Annotated in this window: 18 protein-coding genes and 1 riboswitch; of the genes, 14 read left to right on the top strand and 4 right to left on the bottom strand. The window is 51.2% G+C overall.

Annotation, left to right across the window (positions count from 1 at the left end; all coding sequences use genetic code 11):
* The first annotated feature begins 213 nt into the window (after positions 1-213).
* The 9 genes from EDM54_RS08485 (at position 214) to EDM54_RS08445 (ending at position 9,149) form a co-directional block, all read left to right on the top strand.
* Positions 214-1,773: a sensor histidine kinase gene (locus EDM54_RS08485; RefSeq protein WP_170208353.1), complete on the top strand. Its 1,560-nt coding sequence runs from the start codon at positions 214-216 to the stop codon at positions 1,771-1,773.
* Positions 1,766-2,389, top strand: coding sequence for a response regulator transcription factor (locus EDM54_RS08480; protein WP_122958066.1), 624 nt, complete (start codon positions 1,766-1,768; stop codon positions 2,387-2,389). Before EDM54_RS08485 ends, EDM54_RS08480 begins: the two co-directional genes overlap by 8 nt.
* A gap of 45 nt (positions 2,390-2,434) precedes the next feature.
* Positions 2,435-3,589 carry an HD-GYP domain-containing protein gene (locus EDM54_RS08475; RefSeq protein ID WP_122958065.1) on the top strand — a complete coding sequence of 385 codons (1,155 nt, stop codon included), beginning with the start codon at positions 2,435-2,437 and terminating at the stop codon, positions 3,587-3,589.
* 468 nt (positions 3,590-4,057) lie between these two features.
* Positions 4,058-4,603, top strand: coding sequence for a signal peptidase I (locus EDM54_RS08470; protein ID WP_003389850.1), 546 nt, complete (start codon positions 4,058-4,060; stop codon positions 4,601-4,603).
* On the top strand, positions 4,600-5,871 hold the full coding sequence (locus EDM54_RS08465; protein WP_122958064.1) for a right-handed parallel beta-helix repeat-containing protein: 1,272 nt from the start codon (positions 4,600-4,602) through the stop codon (positions 5,869-5,871). The genes EDM54_RS08470 and EDM54_RS08465 overlap by 4 nt, the downstream gene beginning before the upstream one ends.
* Positions 5,864-6,514 (top strand): hypothetical protein, encoded by a 651-nt coding sequence (locus EDM54_RS08460; protein WP_122958063.1) that lies wholly within the window; start codon positions 5,864-5,866, stop codon positions 6,512-6,514. Before EDM54_RS08465 ends, EDM54_RS08460 begins: the two co-directional genes overlap by 8 nt.
* Positions 6,515-6,526: 12 nt before the next feature.
* Positions 6,527-7,588 (top strand): hypothetical protein, encoded by a 1,062-nt coding sequence (locus EDM54_RS08455; protein ID WP_141334159.1) that lies wholly within the window; start codon positions 6,527-6,529, stop codon positions 7,586-7,588.
* Positions 7,589-7,900: 312 nt separating this feature from the next.
* A complete protein-coding gene (locus tag EDM54_RS08450) occupies positions 7,901-8,440 on the top strand; it encodes a signal peptidase I (protein ID WP_003389846.1) in 540 nt (179 codons plus the stop codon).
* Between the two features lie 100 nt (positions 8,441-8,540).
* A complete protein-coding gene (locus tag EDM54_RS08445; protein ID WP_003389845.1) occupies positions 8,541-9,149 on the top strand; it encodes a TasA family protein in 609 nt (202 codons plus the stop codon).
* A gap of 62 nt (positions 9,150-9,211) precedes the next feature.
* On the opposite strand, the gene EDM54_RS08440 is transcribed toward EDM54_RS08445, so the two are convergent.
* Together EDM54_RS08440 and EDM54_RS08435 are read right to left on the bottom strand one after the other, a co-directional pair.
* Complete coding sequence (locus EDM54_RS08440; RefSeq protein ID WP_024983352.1) at positions 9,212-10,411, bottom strand: MFS transporter; 1,200 nt, start codon at positions 10,409-10,411, stop codon at positions 9,212-9,214.
* Between the two features lie 69 nt (positions 10,412-10,480).
* Positions 10,481-10,966, bottom strand: a complete 486-nt coding sequence (locus tag EDM54_RS08435; RefSeq protein ID WP_227277770.1) for a MarR family transcriptional regulator — start codon at positions 10,964-10,966, stop codon at positions 10,481-10,483.
* Between the two features lie 226 nt (positions 10,967-11,192).
* Between EDM54_RS08435 and EDM54_RS08430 the strand changes: the two genes are divergently transcribed.
* The gene (locus EDM54_RS08430) at positions 11,193-11,699 is read left to right on the top strand and encodes a GNAT family N-acetyltransferase (RefSeq protein WP_003389842.1); all 507 of its coding nucleotides are present in this window, start codon (positions 11,193-11,195) and stop codon (positions 11,697-11,699) included.
* A 133-nt stretch (positions 11,700-11,832) separates the two neighbouring features.
* Here the strand turns inward: EDM54_RS08430 and EDM54_RS08425 are convergent, their stop codons facing one another.
* Positions 11,833-13,134 (bottom strand): homocysteine synthase, encoded by a 1,302-nt coding sequence (locus EDM54_RS08425; RefSeq protein WP_024983354.1) that lies wholly within the window; start codon positions 13,132-13,134, stop codon positions 11,833-11,835.
* Between the two features lie 81 nt (positions 13,135-13,215).
* A riboswitch (SAM riboswitch) is annotated at positions 13,216-13,320 on the bottom strand.
* Between the two features lie 875 nt (positions 13,321-14,195).
* On the opposite strand from EDM54_RS08425, the gene EDM54_RS08420 reads away from it, so the two are divergent.
* Positions 14,196-15,161, top strand: a complete 966-nt coding sequence (locus tag EDM54_RS08420) for a hypothetical protein (protein ID WP_024983355.1) — start codon at positions 14,196-14,198, stop codon at positions 15,159-15,161.
* Positions 15,162-15,188: 27 nt separating this feature from the next.
* Here the strand turns inward: EDM54_RS08420 and EDM54_RS08415 are convergent, their stop codons facing one another.
* A complete protein-coding gene (locus tag EDM54_RS08415; RefSeq protein WP_024983801.1) occupies positions 15,189-15,740 on the bottom strand; it encodes a hypothetical protein in 552 nt (183 codons plus the stop codon).
* A gap of 274 nt (positions 15,741-16,014) precedes the next feature.
* Here EDM54_RS08415 and EDM54_RS08410 point away from each other — a divergent pair, with 274 nt between their 5' ends.
* From EDM54_RS08410 to EDM54_RS08400, 3 genes are read left to right on the top strand one after another with little or no spacing between them, the layout of a single operon-like run.
* Positions 16,015-16,350: a sigma factor-like helix-turn-helix DNA-binding protein gene (locus EDM54_RS08410; protein WP_024983800.1), complete on the top strand. Its 336-nt coding sequence runs from the start codon at positions 16,015-16,017 to the stop codon at positions 16,348-16,350.
* Positions 16,351-16,362: 12 nt separating this feature from the next.
* Positions 16,363-16,548, top strand: coding sequence for a hypothetical protein (locus tag EDM54_RS08405; RefSeq protein WP_024983799.1), 186 nt, complete (start codon positions 16,363-16,365; stop codon positions 16,546-16,548).
* A 22-nt stretch (positions 16,549-16,570) separates the two neighbouring features.
* On the top strand, positions 16,571-16,759 hold the full coding sequence (locus EDM54_RS08400; protein WP_024983798.1) for a hypothetical protein: 189 nt from the start codon (positions 16,571-16,573) through the stop codon (positions 16,757-16,759).
* Positions 16,760-17,188 lie beyond the last annotated feature (429 nt).

Genomic DNA, 17,188 nt, shown 5'->3' with positions numbered 1-17,188 from the left:
TTACCGAATGAATTGTTCAATAAAAACCGAATACCGAAATTTGGCCGGATCTTTTTCGTCGAATCTGTAAGGTTCCGTCGAAAAGACTGGAAATATCAGCAGATGTTCGACATTTTACACTTGTTGTAAATGACTGGAAACTGGGATACGATTAGGTCGTCTGCATCATATCAGTCGATATTTACTCTGACGAAGCTTTTGAGGGTAATCGGAATGAACCAATTGTTAAAAGAAATTCGTCTGATGCTGTATCTTTTGCAGTGGGTCTTGTTTCTCTCCTTTTTTTCCTTCTACATGCAGTCGTCAGCCAATCACGACACGTTTTATTTTCTCCTTTTGGGGCTGGTTGTCGTCTATGCAGGGGTGCTCTGGTACGCGCTCCCCCGGAAGTCGTGGTTCTTTCTGGGATTGGTCGATCTGGGAGTGGCGCTGCTGTTTATCGTCCTGACAGGAAAGTCGAACAGTCCGTTCATGCTGTATGCCTATACAACGCTGCTTTGGCTGACGGCTGTTTTGCGATTGGAACAGTTTCTCCTGGTCGCCGCCCTTTTTCTCCTCGCTTACTTCGTTCTTCAAGCATGGATACCTCACGATTTGCTGCTGCCGCAACCCTATCTCGATCACCTTCGCTTGCTGCTTGACATATTGCTTTGGATCAGCCTGTCTTATTGGGTCTTTACGATGATCAAACAACTGAAAGGGGCCTATTCCAAATGTTTGCAAATATATCTGTTTATGAGACGGATGTCGGAGAAAGAGCAGAATATCTATCTTACTAATGAGTCGGAAAAGGCGGTCAAACGGATGTTTCGCGCGGAAAACGCCTATTTATGTCTGTTTGAGGAGCGGGAAGGAGATGGGAACTGGCGGAGAGACTACTTTGTTCAGCGCTTGCTCGATCTGGGAGCGGAAGGGCTGGAACGGTTGACTTTTTTGCCTTTGCATGACTTTACAGGCAGAGAAGACACGTATGCTTGCGTGCCGCTGCGGCAGGATGGCCGTTCCGTGGGATGCCTGTTGTTTTCAGTTCCGCACGAACGGCTAGTGAGCCGCTATGAACAACTTCTGCTGCGAATGATGGCTGTCGTCATTTGCCAGCACGTGAAGCAAAATCGCGTCCGCTATGAAATGGCGCGTTCCCTCCATCGGGAAATGCGGCGAAAGCTGGCCCAGGATATGCATGACGGGCTGGCGCAACAACTGTTTTTCCTGTCTGCCCAATTGTTTCACATCAAGCAGACGCTGCCTCCGGAGGCGAGGGAGAGCTCTCTGGAAAGGCTGCAGCAGATGGAGGAGCGAATCCAGTGGTGTCATAGCGAGGTCCGCGAGTACATTACACACTTGCGGGATGCCCGGCCGACGCAAAGGATAACCGAGGCTGTCCAGCAATTGCTGAAAAGAATTACGGTGGGGACCGGGCTTGACGTGGATTTTGTGACGCGCGGCAGGCTGGGAGAGGAACCTCTGCCGATCCTCGATGCGATTTACCGACTGGTGGAGGAGGCTTCGGCCAATGTAGTGAAACACGCCGCCGCGTCCCGTCTGGAGGTGACCGTCGAGGCGTCCTCCCTGCAAATCACAGTGCGCATCAAGGACGACGGGATCGGTTTTTTGCCGGAAGAAAAGGCGGACCTGAAGAACAGCTACGGGCTTCTGGGGATGAGAGAGAGGATTGCTGAAGTGGGTGGGACCCTGCACATTCAATCCATACCGAATGAAGGAACCGAGATTGTGGCGATTGTACCGAAAAAGGGAGTGGAAATGTATGGATAAGGTAAGATTGCTGCTGGCGGACGACCACCGGATCGTTCGGGAGGGCCTGAAAATGATCCTGGAAAGTTCGCCTCGTTATACAGTGGTCGAGGAAGCCAACAACGGAGACGAACTTGTGGCAAAGGCGATGAGCAGCAAACCGGACCTGATCATATCCGATCTGAAAATGCCGGGCATCTCCGTAATCGACAGCTGCAAATCGATGAAGGAGCAGCTGCCTGAACTGAAAGTGATGATTTTGACTGCCTATGATGAGAGCGAGGACGTTTTTCGGGCATTGGACTCCCATGTCGACGGGTACGTCATGAAGGACACGGGACCAGAGCAAATCCTTCACACCATGGACATGGTCATGATGGGCTATTCCTGCTTTCAATCCAAGCTCCAGCGGAAACGCAAGGAAGAAGCCGATGTCGTATTTACAGAGCGGGAGCAAGAGATTTTTGAATTGATTGTCGAAAATCTCAGCAATCAGGAAATCGCTCACCGGCTATACATATCAGAGGCGACCGTCAAAACCCACGTCAGCAGCATTCTCAGAAAGACGGGCCAGCCCAATCGATCGCAAGCAGTGCTGTACGGTTTGAAAAAAGGCATGGTCAGGGTGCCGCGGTAGATAAGCAAATAAAGCCGATTGTAAAAACGGTAAAGAGGGTCTTACATGGAACTGCGAAAGAGGAAAGGAAATCATACCGAATTTCTGGCGGACAGGATGTTTTATTGGCTGGCTGTGCTGGTCACGGTCGATGCGCTGATTGCAGTGCTTCTGGCAGTAACCAATGCCATCTCTTCTCCATGGGTACATGTTATGGGCTTGGTCATCGGTGGAGCGGTATCCTGGACCGTCTACCTGCTGCACAAGCGCTATGTGCTGCCGGACGCCAGATCACCGCACGTGTCCGCTTTTCTCGTCATCGCCTTGCTGTTGTTTCTTTGTCTGTCCAACCGGCAGTATGATGCGGGATTGTGGAACATTTTTCTGATTTATCCGCTGTATCTCACATTCTTTCACAACCGGATGTTGCTGCTTATATGGGGAACCGTGAGCTGTTTGATCTACGCTTTTTCACTCGGTGTAAAACTGGAGCAAGCTTCTGCGATGGATGTGTTTGCCCATCTTTCGCTCGCGGCTGGAAGCGGCATCTGCGCATGGCTCGGATACTACTCCTTGAACAGATGGATTGGCGGTGCCAGGCGGGCGGCAGACGAGAGGAAACGCGAATACGCGATGACCCTGCTAAACGAGCTTGTGCCCACGGTCGAGCGAAAAACGCGGATCAGCTGCCGGGAGATCGAGCAGATGGGCAGGCTGATCAAGCGGATGCTCCGCGAGTTTCCAGAGGAAAAGGTAAGCGACTGGGAGGTGAATTTGCTGTCCCTCCTGCATTACGTCAGCCGAATCAAGTGGCCTGATTATGTATTTGAAAAGGAAGGCAAGCTGACCACTTACGAATATCAGGTCATTCAGGAGCACTGCTTCATCGGGACGGAGCTGTTCAAGGACGATCCGGCCTGTCAGCGCGTGGTTGCTGCGCTGCATTCGCATCATGAGCGCTACGATGGCACCGGTTACCCCACTCAATTGAAGGCGAATGAAATTCCAGTGCTCGCACAGGCTTTAGGGATTGTGGAATGCTATCTGGCCATGACCACCTTCCGGTCCTATCGCGAGCCGCTAACGGTGGAGGAAGCCTGCGAGCAAATCCGCCTGATGGCAGGAACGGTATACGATGAGCGTGTGGTTTGCGCTTTTTCGCGCTCGATACAGATGCCCCTTCCCGTCACCGTTTCCAATGTCCCGCCGATGGTTGGCTAAATCTCCGCCTGAAGGATAGGAGAAAACAGCCTGAAGCCTGATGCAGATGGTGTAAATAAATGGTAATCATAACGTATGAACTGTCGGTCAGGAGGGAAGGCAAGTGTGGCAGAAGAAATGCGGGAAATGCCAAAAGCGATCGTATAGCAGCGCAGAACGGTACGAATGGATCTGCCCCTATTGCGGCAAAGACCTTTCCCGTATCCGTGCCACTCCGGCCACCCTCTCGTATGTTCCCATTCGTCCTGTGCAGCCGCCCCGAAAAATAGAAGAAATTGAACTGACAGCTTGCCGAACACTCCCCGAGAGGTGAGATCTGCAAGCTTTTTTGTTTCCCTCATCCTTCAGTCTGAGATCGTCTCATCCCGGCGAATAAAAATCTTCCTCCCGATGTGTATGCGCAGTCCTTCCGGCGATGGAAGATGGGCCCCTGACTTCCGCGTAAAATGAAAAAAAGAGGTGATCGGCGTGGCAGCTCGCTGGGGAAAGAGAAGCGGTATTTTTATCCTGATCGTCTTTGTCATCCTCAATCTTTTTTTGTTCGCAACCAGCCGCTTAAACGATGACCGCATGCCGGGGATCGGCAGCTGGCGGGTGCTTTCTGTGCTTACGGGAAGCATGTCCCCCGCGATAAATGCCGGCGATATGGTCATCGTTCGCAGGTACGGGGAAGAGCAGCCGCGCGTGGGCGATATCATTACGTACTGGCAAGAGCAAAATGGCCTTTCCCTTACGACTCACCGCATCGTGCATCGAATGGAAAACGGTTATCTGCAAACGAAAGGAGACGCCAATCAAGGTGAGGATGGAGGGTGGACCGATCCGGACCGCGTTGTCGGCAAAGTGGTCGTCACCATTCCGTACGCGGCTGCAGTCCAGGAGGGACTTCGGAAGCCGCCTGTCTTGCTCGCCGCATTGGCTGCCTTTATCGTGGCTTTGGCGTATTCGCATCGGAAGGGCCAGAGTCGGTCGAAGCGTACGCAAACTGAGACAATTGAGGGGGAACTTTCATGAAGTGGGAACAGGTCAAAAATTGGCCGTGGAAGCGAATCGCGATGGGGACGGCTGTTCTGACTTCCATCGTAGCCAGTACCAGCTTTGGCACGTACGCCTACTTTACGAGCCAAGTGGAAGATTCCAGTACATTTGCGGCAGGAAAGCTGGAAATTTCCCTCGGAGAGACGAAAGCCAGGTTTCAAGCCGCCGACGATCAGCCGTTTTTGCCCGGAGTCCGGTTTGAAAAGACGCTGACGGTCCACAATCAGAGTGATGTCCCGGTGAAATACGCGCTTTTGGCTGAGAAGGAAGGCGGAGACGACATCGTGTACGATCGGCTGGTCGTGGAAGTGCGAAGGGAAAATGAAGGCGGCGAGCTGCTTTACCACGGGCGGGTCAGCCAGCTTACTTTGGCCAATGTGATCATTCCGGAGCTGCCCAAGGATGCCAGCGACGATCTGCATTTTTCCGTATACCTTCCGGAGAGCACCGGAAATGAAGTGCAGCAGAAGTCGGCCGATGTGACCTTTGGTTTCCTGGCTACCCAGCAGGATAATGGCCATTACTTTGCTCAGGGCGGTCCTGTCATGACGTTCACACCGCAGGATTTGAACGGCACCAAGCTGGTGGAAACGCTGCGGATGGCCAGCAAGGAAGCGGAAAAGGACAGCGTGACGGGATTGACCTTTATCCTCGAAGAAGGAAGCTACGATCTTTCCGACATGAAGCTGCCGGAAAAGGTGACGTGGAAAGCGGCTCCCGGCAAGGAAGGCAAGGTCGTCGTCCGGGCAGATGAGCTGCAGGTGAGCAACGCCGCTTTTGAAGGCATTCGCTTTGAAGGCAGCGGGACAGGCTTGTACGTCGGCTCCAACGTCAGCTTCAGCGGCTGCACGTTTGACGGCCGGTTCGACGCGGCAATCCGGACGATGCCCGATCTGAGCGGAGAGAAGACGCTGGAGGGGCTGACGGTAAAAGACAGCACATTTGCCGGAGCCGAGGCAGCGATCTTGCTGGATCAGACGATCAAAGGGGCATTCATCGCAAACAATTCGTTTTCGGGCGTTCAACACGCTGTGGTCGTAGCAAACGACCGGGAGACCGAAGTGCAGATCGTCGGCAATGACTTTGCCAACGTAAATAAATACGCAGTGGACAGCGGCGGCGTTCAAGTGGGCGATGGCATTGAAGGATTCAAGGAGACAAGCGAGGAGAACGGGGATGCGAAGAAACTTGCCCTCCATCTGTTCAAGGCAGACCTCTACCTGGAAGACAACAAATATGATTGAGCGGCGAAGCGGACAAAGACCCAAAAAGGAACGCCTGCGGCTTGCCGAACAGTGGGCAGGCGGTATTTTTCTGCTGGGGCTGACCGCCTCGCTTTGGGTACAGCCAGCCGGCACCTATAGCTGGATGTGGAAGGGGGTCAAAGATACAGGCAACCAATTTGCCATCGGGCTTTTGGACATTACAAGCAGCGTGTTTGGCGAAAAGTGGCGGGTGATTGAAGGGGGCAACCAGGCAGTCGACTTGTTCCGGATGATCCCGGGAGACGCCCGCCAGCTGGAGGCGACCCTTTCCAGCGGAGAGAGCGATCTGGAATTTATCTACAAGATTGTGGCTGAGGTGAAGGAAGCGGGCAAGCCGGAAGACGTGCAGAAGCTGGAAGAAGTTCTGCGCATCCGGATTGAAAGCGGCGGCAGCGTCATTTATGACGGGCTGGTCCGGGGGCTGCATCAGGAGCAGCCCGGGCTGAAGCATGTGAACGGAACGGAAGAGCATTTCTCTCCCCATCAGCGAAGCAAGACGTTTGCGATCACCGTCTATTTGCCAAAGGAAGGCGTAGATCACAGCTTTCAAGCGCTGAAGGGGAACCTGGAAATACGCTTCCTGGCCAAACAGGCCACGCTGGATGCCATTTTTGCGGAATAGGGGGGACGAATGGTGAAAAAGCTGGTGTCGGGCCTCATGGCTTTCGCATTGATCTTCGCGCTCCTCCCCCTCGAAGGTACAGTTGCCTTTTTGACCAGTGAGAAAAAGCAGACAGTCCCTGTCAGTCTGGGAACCAATGAAGACGTCTTTACAACGGAAACGGAAGCGATTCGCCTCGTGACAGAGGTGGAGAAGCACGTAACGATTACCAGAGTAAAGACGGAAGCAGGAAAAAGCACGGAGGAACGCAATGTAGACATTAGCATCGACGAGGGCACCTTTACGCTCGTATTCAAGCCGCAGCGTCCGCATCTCGATCTGGACGTGGAAAATCTGAAAGTGACGGGTGAGCCGGAGGGGCGCCTCGAGATCAGCCGGGAAGGCGGCGGGAACGGCATCGAGTTTCGCATCGGCCATATACGGGATCAAGTCAAGCGCGAACATGAAACACTGGAAGGGGAACTGCACATAACAGCCTTGGGCGGTTTTTACCGGCACGTGATTCCGTTGACGGTCGTTACGGAATACAAGGAAAGCTCGAGTGTCGTGGAGGTGAGCCCGCCACCTCCGCCCGCCAAGCCTGGACCGGGGACTGGCACGCCGGGCTCTCCGCCGCCGGGGACGGAAACCCCTGTACCGCCTCCGCCGGGTGCAGGGGGAGAAGCACCGAAGCCGCCGGGAGCAGGAGGAGATATTCCGCAACCGCCGGGAGCAGGGGGAGAAGCACCGAAGCCGCCGGGAGCAGGAGGAGATATTCCGCAACCGCCGGGGGCGGGTGGAGAAGCACCGAAGCCGCCGGGAGCAGGAGGAGAAATTCCGCAGCCACCGGGAGCAGGGGGAGAAGCACCGCAACCGCCGGGAGCAGGGGGAGAAGCACCGAAGCCGCCGGGAGCAGGAGGAGAAATTCCGCAGCCACCGGACACAGGAGAAGAACCTCAGTCTCCGAGCACAGGGGAAAAGACGCCGCAGCCTCCAGGCGGAGAAGGCGAGGATCAGCCGCCTCCGAGCCCGGGAGAAGACAATACTCCGCCGTCGAACCAAGACGGCGAGAGTCTGCCAGCCTCGACAGGCTGAGTGCTTTAGCAGCGTGCATTCAAACAAAGTGTAAACGGATCAAACAGAAACGGATCAAACAAGACCGGCGGGTCACCACTCGCTGGTTTTTTCATGCCAAAAGTCGTTTCCGTCGTTCCACTGCACCATGAAAAGCTGAGATAAGGTCATCCCTCGGTATGAAAATGCAGCCATACTTTCCGGTGCTTCGGATCATCCCGGACAGTCAGGAAGTTCACCCTGACGCAGGAAGATGGGAAAACGGAAAATCCGTAAGATGAGAACTGTGAACGGCATACAGCCGAACGCCAAGGAAAGCGGGGAGATCATCCAGTGGTCCTGTTGAAAAAGTGCATATCCATTCTGACGAGTCTGTTTTTAATCGCGGTCATCGCCATCACGGGTCTTCTCTTCGTCAGCAAGATAAACGGAGGGAAAACGGTTCTGTTCGGCAACCAGATCATGGTCGTGCTCAGCGGATCGATGGCTCCCGCCTTCAACACGGGAAGCATCGTCGCGGTAAAGCCGGTCGACTTCAAGGAGGTCAAAGAAAAGGACATCATTACCTTCAAGGACCCGGAAGGCCTCACGATTACGCACCGCGTCATCGAGAAACGCGATGGCCAGTTGATTACCAAGGGCGACGCCAACGACGGAAAGGACACAGCCCCGGTCACGCCAGACCGGTTTATCGGCAAAGTGCAGTACTCCGTTCCGCTCATCGGTTACTTTATCGAGTTTGCCAGATCGGGACTCGGCATGCTGCTGATGCTGGGCTTGCCCGGACTCTACCTGATCGTCAGCCAGGTCTGGAAGCTCTTGCGAATGATCAAGGAAGAGGAAGCGAAAACGGCGGCAAAGCCGCAGCCGTAAATCACCCTCGCGGTGATACCTTGGGGGCTGATAGCAGTTCTTTCTGGTATCAGGCTTCAAGTCATCATAAATATCATGAATGCGTGGGAGGAAGAAAAACATGAGCTTGAAAAAGCAATTTGCGGTAACCTTGGCATCCGTAGGACTTGGCGCGGCACTGATCGGCGGAGGCACCTTCGCATGGTTCAATGCCACAAGCGAAATCAAGGACAATACGTTTGCCGCCGGTAAAATGGAAATCGGCGCAACACCAGCCGAGTCCGTCTTCCAAGTGGAAAACATGAAGCCCGGTGATTGGTTTGAAAGAACATTTGACATCACCAACACAGGGACTATCGACATCAATAAACTGCTGATGAGCGTAGATTACACGGTAGCCGACAAAAACGGCGACAACGGCTCTGATGATCTCGACAATCACCTGAAGGTTTACTGGCTGTCCAGCGCAGATCCGAGCATCCCGATCTCCGAGCGGGTCATCGTCCATCCGCTGAACGGCAAATCGCTGAAGGAATTGAAAGACAGCGGTCAAGTGGATATCAGCAGTTGGGCTACCAAGCTCCTCACGCTGCCGCCTGACACGACAGACCGCATTTACATGGGTATTGAATTCGCAGATGACGGCAATGATCAAAACCGCTTCCAGGAAGACAGCGTAAACCTGACGCTGAAGCTGGAAGGCAAGCAAACAGCCGGCGAGCCGAAATAATTGGTTGGCTGCCGCAAAAAGAAATCCTCACTCAAAGACGAGTGGGGATTTTTTGGCAAGTACTACTGGCCGGGACGGACGACATTTGAAGCGGTGTGGAAACGAATCCAGCCAACCCATGCAGAGACGGCGATAAACAGCCCGGCAAAGCCAAATTCCAGCCAGCTGTCCCCCAGCTTGAACAGGAAGGCACCGATTACGGGGCCCGCCGCCATCCCTATGTAGCGGACAAAATTGTAGCAGCCGATGGCTGTAGCCCGTTCATTGAGGAAAGCCTCGGACAAAAGCGTCGTATGCAAAGGCATGCCGATCCCCAGCGTCAAAACGTACGCCATGCTGCCGAAAATCAGGGCGGTCAGCGATATGTTGGCCAGCAGCATGAAGAGAACGGTGGCAGCGGCATTCGCGATGGCGGTCATCAACAAAGCGCGCTCAAGCCTGAAGCGCTTCAACAGAAGACGGCTCATTTTGCTGCTTGCAATGAATACGAGCGAAATGCACAGAAACAATACGCCGATCTCATTCGGATCCAGTCCAAAGGAGTGAGTGGCCTGCACAGGCAGGAACACGAGGAAACTGTAATAGGTGAACATTTGCGCAAAAGCGATAAAAATGATCGCTCCTCCCACTGGATGGGTCAAAATAGAGGCAAACGGTCGCCCCTCTTTTTTCGTCGCCAACAAGCCGGACGGCCTGGTTTCCGGGAGCAGCCAGGCGTTGGCGCCAAAAAGAATCAGCGAGCTGACAGCGAGAAACAGAAAAATGACCGGATGTCCGCCAAGTCCCCCCAGCCAGCCGCCCAGCAGCGGCCCAAGCGCCGGGCCCAATCCCAGCATCATTTGATAGGTGCCCATCGCTTCTGCTCTTTTTGCCCCCTCAAACAGGTCCCCGATGACCGTCGCAGCTGCGATCGGAATCGCGGCAAAGCCGATACCCTGGAGCGCCCGGAAGAACAGTAAATAGGCAAGAGAAGGGGCATAAGCGCAGCCGATGGAGGCGGCCACAAACAGGAGCAGGGCAGGAAGCAGGACTCTCCGGCGGCCGAGGCGGTCAACCAGAGGGCCGTACACGAGCTGCATCACGGCAAGCATCAGCGTAAAAACGGAAACGGTCAGATTGATCGCAAAAGCGGAAGCATGGAAGGTTTGCTGCATATCGGTCAAAATCGGCAAGAATAGATTTTGGGCAAAGGTACCGATTAAAATCGTAATCCCCAGCAGGTATAAAATAGTAGACGAGCCAACCGTTTGTTTTTGTATCATGGTTGTTTTCCTCCTTTTTTGTTTCCGAGGAAACAATATGTTCAAAAGTAATGCGACGAAGATCGAATGTCATTCATCGCGTTGTTTTTGATCAGCCAGTTCCAGTGCATCCTGCAGCAAGCGGTGCAAAAAGGCGAGTTCCTCTGCGGTGTACCGCCCCAGAAACGCCTTCCACTCGCTGCTGATGTTTTGATGCTGCTGCTCATGGATGGAGAAAACCGCTTCTCCCTGTCGTGAAAGCCGAAAATAGACTTCCTTTTGATTGCCGTGAAGCTGGTAGCGCGTGATGAGTCCTTTTGTGAGCAGCTTTGCCGTGATTTTGGAAACAGCGCTTTTCGTCACCCCGATTTTTTGAGAGATCGCCGTCACGTTTGCATCGCCGCCGAGACCGATGCATTGAATCACGTGCAGCTCGGTGAGGCTCAAATTTTTGCATGGCGCACAGTCGGGAGCAAGTCGGTTGATTTCATCGAGCAATCGGTCGTGTCTCTGTTTTCTTCGCTCCTCCTGCTTATGAGACAGAACGAGAATTTGCTGGAAGATGCTTTCCTTCACATCCAATGTCGAGCAGCCTCCTCCTCAGTATTGTTTCCAAGGAAACAATACCAATGTACCACAAGCTTCGGTAGCATTGCAAGCAAGCCGACGAAATTGTCGTTCTGACAGAGTCTGTTAACATACGTCGTCTGTTAAAAGTACATCGCTTGTTGTAAGAAAGATTACCCACAGCGTATAGTAGAAAGAATAGATTGGCCAAAACCAGCAGTTGGGGGTGTCTGCTATGTTTCGTGAAGTAGAGGTTGAAGAATGCAATCGCATTGCCGAGCATGTTGAGAGGCTTTCGGAGATTTTGGTAAAGGTTGTCGAGGATGGTGCGTCTGTCGGTTTTCTCCCGCCGATGGAGCAGGCAGAGGCAAGGCGGTACTGGGAGAACGTATTGCAGCCCGGGGTCATTCTGCTTGTGGCCAAAATCAACAATGAGATTGTCGGAAGCGTCCAGTTGCATGCATCCACGAAGCAAAACGGCAGACACAGGGCGGAAATCGCCAAACTGATGGCCCATCCGGATTATCGCCGCAAGGGAATCGGCCGCAGATTGATGCAAGCAGCGGAGGCGAGGGCGAAGCAGGCGGGGCGGACGCTCCTTGTTCTCGACACGAGAGAAGGAGATCCTTCCAACCTGCTCTATGCCTCACTCGGATATAAGGAAGCGGGCCGCATCCCTGACTACGCCAGATCGGCGGATGGGGAATTGCATGCAACTGTTTTTTACTATAAATCTATTTGAGCTCACCTTGGCCCCTCTGCCAAGGAAAAGGAAAAAGGGAAGACCATCGTCCGCGTCATTCGCGACAGAGGGTCGTCCCTTTTGCTATGGCGGGTTCAGGAAAAAGGCTGTTCCCGGCTCGTTAAATGTTCAGCTACACCTTGCTGACCGCTACCGCCGCATGGAGTGCCTGCTCCAGATCAGCGATGATGTCGTCGATGGCTTCCGTACCGACGGAAATGCGGATCATGCCAGGGGTCACACCGGCAGCAAGCTGCTCGGATTCGTTCATTTGCTGATGAGTGGTGCTAGCCGGGTGGATGATGAGCGACTTGGAATCGCCGACGTTTGCCAAATGGGAGAACAGCTTCACCGACTCGATCAGCTTTTTGCCCTCGGCAACACCGCCGCGAATGCCAAAGGTGAGGATTGCTCCCGCTCCTTTCGGCAGGTACTTTTTCGCGAGTTCGTGGTAAGGACTGTCCTCCAGGCCAGGGTAGTTGACCCACTCGACCGCGGGATGCTGCTGAAGATAGCGGGCTACCGCCAATGCGTTTTGGCTGTGGCGTTCAATCCGCAGGTGAAGCGTCTCCAGCCCTTGCAGGAACAAAAAGGAATTGAAAGGAGCCACGGCCGCGCCGATATCGCGCTGGAGCTGCACGCGCGCTTTGATAATGTAGGCAAGCGGTCCGACAGCCTCCGTGTAGACGACGCCGTGGTAGCTCGGGTCCGGTGTGGTCAACCCGGGGAACTTTCCGTTGTTCCAGTCAAACTTGCCGGAATCGACGACGATTCCTCCGATCGCGGTGCCGTGTCCGCCAATAAACTTGGTCGTGGAGTGAACGACAATATCGGCACCGTAGTCAAACGGTCGGCAAAGCAGCGGCGTGGCAAACGTATTGTCTACGATCAGCGGAACTCCGTTTTCGTGGGCGATGGCCGCAATCGCTTCGATATCGGCGACGTCAATTCGCGGATTTCCGATTGTTTCGGTGAAAAGAGCTTTCGTATTTTCGTTGATCTTGGCCCGGAAATTCTCCGGATCGGACGGATCGACGAAATGAACCTTGATCCCCAGTCTGCCCAGTGTATGGGCAAACAGATTGTAGGTGCCGCCGTACAGGTTGCTGGAGGAGACGATCTCGTCACCCGCCTGGGCGATGTTCAGGATGGCGAATGTAATCGCAGCCTGGCCGGACGAAGTGGCAAGTGCCCCGACCCCGCCCTCCAAAAGGGCAACGCGCTGTTCAAATACATCCTGCGTCGGATTCATGATCCGCGTGTAAATGTTGCCTGGCTCCTTGAGGCCAAACAGGTTGGCCGCATGCTCCGTATCGCGGAACACATAGGACGTCGTCTGGTAGATCGGCACTGCTCGCGATCCTGTCACAGGATCGACGGATTGGCCGCCGTGCAGGGCAAGGGTTTCCGGTTTCCACTGTTGCTGGTCTGACATGGGCATCTCTTCCTCTCGTCAAAAGATATAAAGAAAACGAAGCCTTCTCCTGAGAGGGGAAGGCTTCGGACATGCCGGGCGGTTTCATCTCTCAGAATCAGCGATTCTGCAGGATTTGGCACCATGCGTCCTTGCGCAGGTTGCCGGGTTTCATCGGGCCTGTCCCTCCACCACTCTTGATGAAATGTTTGCAATTTTCTTATAGCGCTTATTTGGTATTATAAGGGGACAATTTCGGAAGGTCAATCAAATTTCCGACTAAATTGGTGGTTTTTCTGTGATTTCGAGAACGCTGCTATCGTATGGTCTTTTCTCTGCATCTGGAGGGTGGGGAGGAGCTGTTTCGGGTGGTGTACGCTCTTGGGCTTTTTGTTTTTCCTCACAGCAACAATAAGGAGGAAAGGAAAGAGCCATGGAAAATGAGTTTGCAGTAGGCTGGGAAACCTTGTCCTTGATCAATGCGGGACTGGCGCAAGGAAAAAATCGGAGCGGAAGCACAGGCCTCCGGCTTTTTTTATTGCTTTGAATATATTCAGTTGATTTTGGCGAATCCGTTACTGCAAGGTTCCTGTTCGAAGTGGGCGCCCTAGTGATGGATGCTTTTCCTTGCGCATTTTTGCACCGGTCGATGGCTGCGTACGGGCCATAACGAGAGGCAGGTATAGGTATACATATGCACAATATCCTGTGTTGAGGCTAGGGAGTAGCTCCCCTGGCCTATTGGTGTTGTTCTCGTGAAGATGGCCTGCATAGCTCTTGTCTTTTCATGATATCTTCAACCCTAACACGAAGGTCCCTGATAAATTTGTCGTTTTCTTCCTTCTCTTTTTCCAGTTCCTCAGAATAATGCGGTAGCTGAGTTTTGGAGGGGAACATGACTAATTCACCTTTATTCCTCACTTTTTTCCCCTCACGTCGATCAATTATTCCACGCCAATCCCTTACCTGTTCAAAAAAAAGAGTGAGCAAATTTCCTTGTATTTTACCTAGTAAGTGAAAGCGACAAGATGACCGGTCAAAAAGTCGTTTATCTCTTACAAAAACAAGGAGGACTTTGCATTATGATAGCACTGAACCGCATTCGAGGATTACACATTTATACAGGCGACGGTTATAACGTAACTACAAGTATGCTTAACGCACTCGACGGTCGAAGGCTTAACGTGTATATTATTCACCTCGGACATCCGGATGATGCAAGCACGAGGTTTGACCGTCTGAAATCTAAATCACATCGAGCGCAAGTCATTTCGAAATCCATTAGCTATTTGGAGGATTTTCTAAGAGTGTGGAAGCGATCAGACATTGCTGGAGAGGAAATGTACATTTCCCTCCCTATGCTTCACAACAATTCATCTACTATCGAGAAGGCGGACGAATTCTATTCTGACTATGTAGATTATATGAAACAAGTGAAAAGTACAATCGTTGATCGGTTGGGACAAACATATTGGGATAAGGATTTTGCAGGTTTTTACTTCAGTACAGAAGCCATTTATCCGATTCAGGAGAAACTTGACAGTTCCAGACCAACCTCAAATCCGATGGTGAAACTGTTGAATGATCTGTCTTATCGTATTCGCAACACTTATGAAAGATACTTTATGTGGTGCCCATACTATGGCTATGGTGCAAACAGGGAAAATATTGCTCACAATATAGGAGTTATCGCTAATCGCACCAATATTTTTGATGTTATTTGTATTCAACCAGCAACATATTATCACTCGGCTCCTGATAAGAATGTGAACTTGGTTTATAGGAGTGCCCGTAATGATGAAGTCGTGGACGTATATGGAGATCCAGTTGCTGGTGGTAAACGCTCATCCGCTACGGCCTTCATCGGTGTGAACATGGAAGGCGATAGCGATTTCAACAAGAGCAAGAGGGCAATCTTTAATGATTACATTGACACTTTTAGCCCGCTTATCAATGATGTGCCAATCGTGTTTTACGGAAATACGCTTGAAGTTGTGACGGGAACTCCGGGGCTGCTAGATGCAATTGAAGATTTCTACCGATCGTAATAAAAAAGGCGCGAGAAATCGCGCTTTTTACTTTTCCTCTATAAACCTGTCACCTATTTCATGAACATAATCAAAAAAGTATAGATAGACCGCCATAACTTCGTTATTGCTGTTATAGTCCTCTACTTTTATTGGCATACCAGTAGATTTGTCGATATAGGCCATATGGTAAGCAGGGTTACCCTTTGCATTATTATTCGCCTTTAACACTTCCACTTGTTTTCCGTTCAACTCTACAGCCTCGACGGATGTCCAACGCTTATCTTTATAATTGTTAGCTGTTCTTTGAAACAAAGAAGATTCCTCGTTACTGAATCTGGTATCTTTCTTAATATCCCTAGTATCCTCATAGAAGTAAAGATAGTCGTTTCGTTGCGATCCGTTCTTTGGATTAAACCAAGTATCATATACGGCAATGGTAACTCCATCAACTCGTACTACTTTCATATGCTCAATAGTGCCTTGTTTTTGTGCAGCTTGTGCTGGAGCAACCGTTTCAGCAAAAACGGGGGAAATTGATCCTGACCATCCAAGTGTAACGGATAAAGCAACAGGAAGAACGAACGCTAGTTTTTTCAAATGAAACACCCTCCATATCCTTTTTTGTAGCCTCACCTTTTTAGACGCAGGAAAAGGTAAAAAGTTACAAATGAAAAGAATTGTTTTATGTGACAATTCGAATTGTTTACAAACCAATATTCCCCAAAAATATTCTACTAGTGACAGGAAAAAGGTCTCGGTTAATCACATAAAATTTGGTAAAATAGAACGTGTGTTCCTGCTTTTATAAAAATTTATAGAGAGAAGGTGAGCAAAAACCCCCCTTTTTGTACCTAGTAGGTGGGGGGATTCTATGCCAAAACAGACATGGACAAAAGTTCAATTTCTTCAGCAGATCAAACGGACGGCTTGGAAGTTACAATACCAAGCCAAAAAGCAGTATCGGCGGGAAATGTTCCTTGACGATCACAAGGAAGTTCCGTACCACGACTCGATTGATTCCCAGTTATTTGTCGAAGAACTGCTCAACAGCTTACCTGAACGTGAGAGGTTCATCATTCAACGAGTGGTGATTGAAGGGAGAACGGAACGTGAAGTAGCGCAAGAACTCCGTATCTCCCGTTCTCGACTCCACGCCTGCAAAGTACAAGGATTACAAAGACTTCATAAAAAAATTGTCTTTGCCTAAAGGAGGAACGTAATGCTGGAAGATGATGTCTTTTGCAAATTGGTGCATGATGCGCAACGAGGAAATCGGGAAGCGCAGGAAGCCTTACTAAAATACTTACAACCCGAACTAGAAAAAATGACGTGGTTTATACGTATGCCACTCGAAGATAGTCTGCAAAGTTTACATTTAGCAGTTTTGGAACTGATCTCATCATGATCAGAGAAAAGGAGGAGGAAGGATGAATGAAACAACGATCACCATAATTGCTGGACTTGTTGCAGTTTTAGCCATCTGCATTATTTACCGACATGTAAGTTTAACCATTCAAATACGGGACATAGTAAACGTGTCCTTACAAGCTAACAAAGAGCAAGAAAGTCAAAAAAAAGAAGAATCCGAAGTATCCGATCCTTCCCTGGAAAAATAAATAGCAGAAAGAAAATGGCGATTTCTTTCTGCTCACAATTATATCAAATGATAAGGAGGAAATGAACATGGCCACAATCATAACAGTTTTACTTCTTCTGTCAGGAGCTACACTGTTTGGAGTATTGATGAGTCAGCAGCGTTTGTGTAAAGAACTGAAAACCATGAAGAAATGACTAATCCCCCCTTTTTGAACTGTGACCCGCAAGAGGGTCACTTTTTTAAAGTGTCCATCTTACGGGTCACAGTTCAATCTCTATTGACAAAGGGGTTTTTTCAAAAGCTTCGCTATGCTGGATCTTCTTACATAAATTTGTGTCAGTTACGCTAGGGTGCTGAATAAATATCGGTATTATGTCACCTTGTGTTCGAATCTCCATTTTCGGCCGTTTTTTGCCGTTTTCGGCAATTAACGCCCTGGCGATCGATA

Source organism: Brevibacillus borstelensis (genome assembly GCF_003710865.1).
Taxonomy (GTDB): Bacteria; Bacillota; Bacilli; order Brevibacillales; family Brevibacillaceae; genus Brevibacillus; species Brevibacillus borstelensis.
This window is presented reverse-complemented; position numbering and strand designations above follow the sequence as displayed.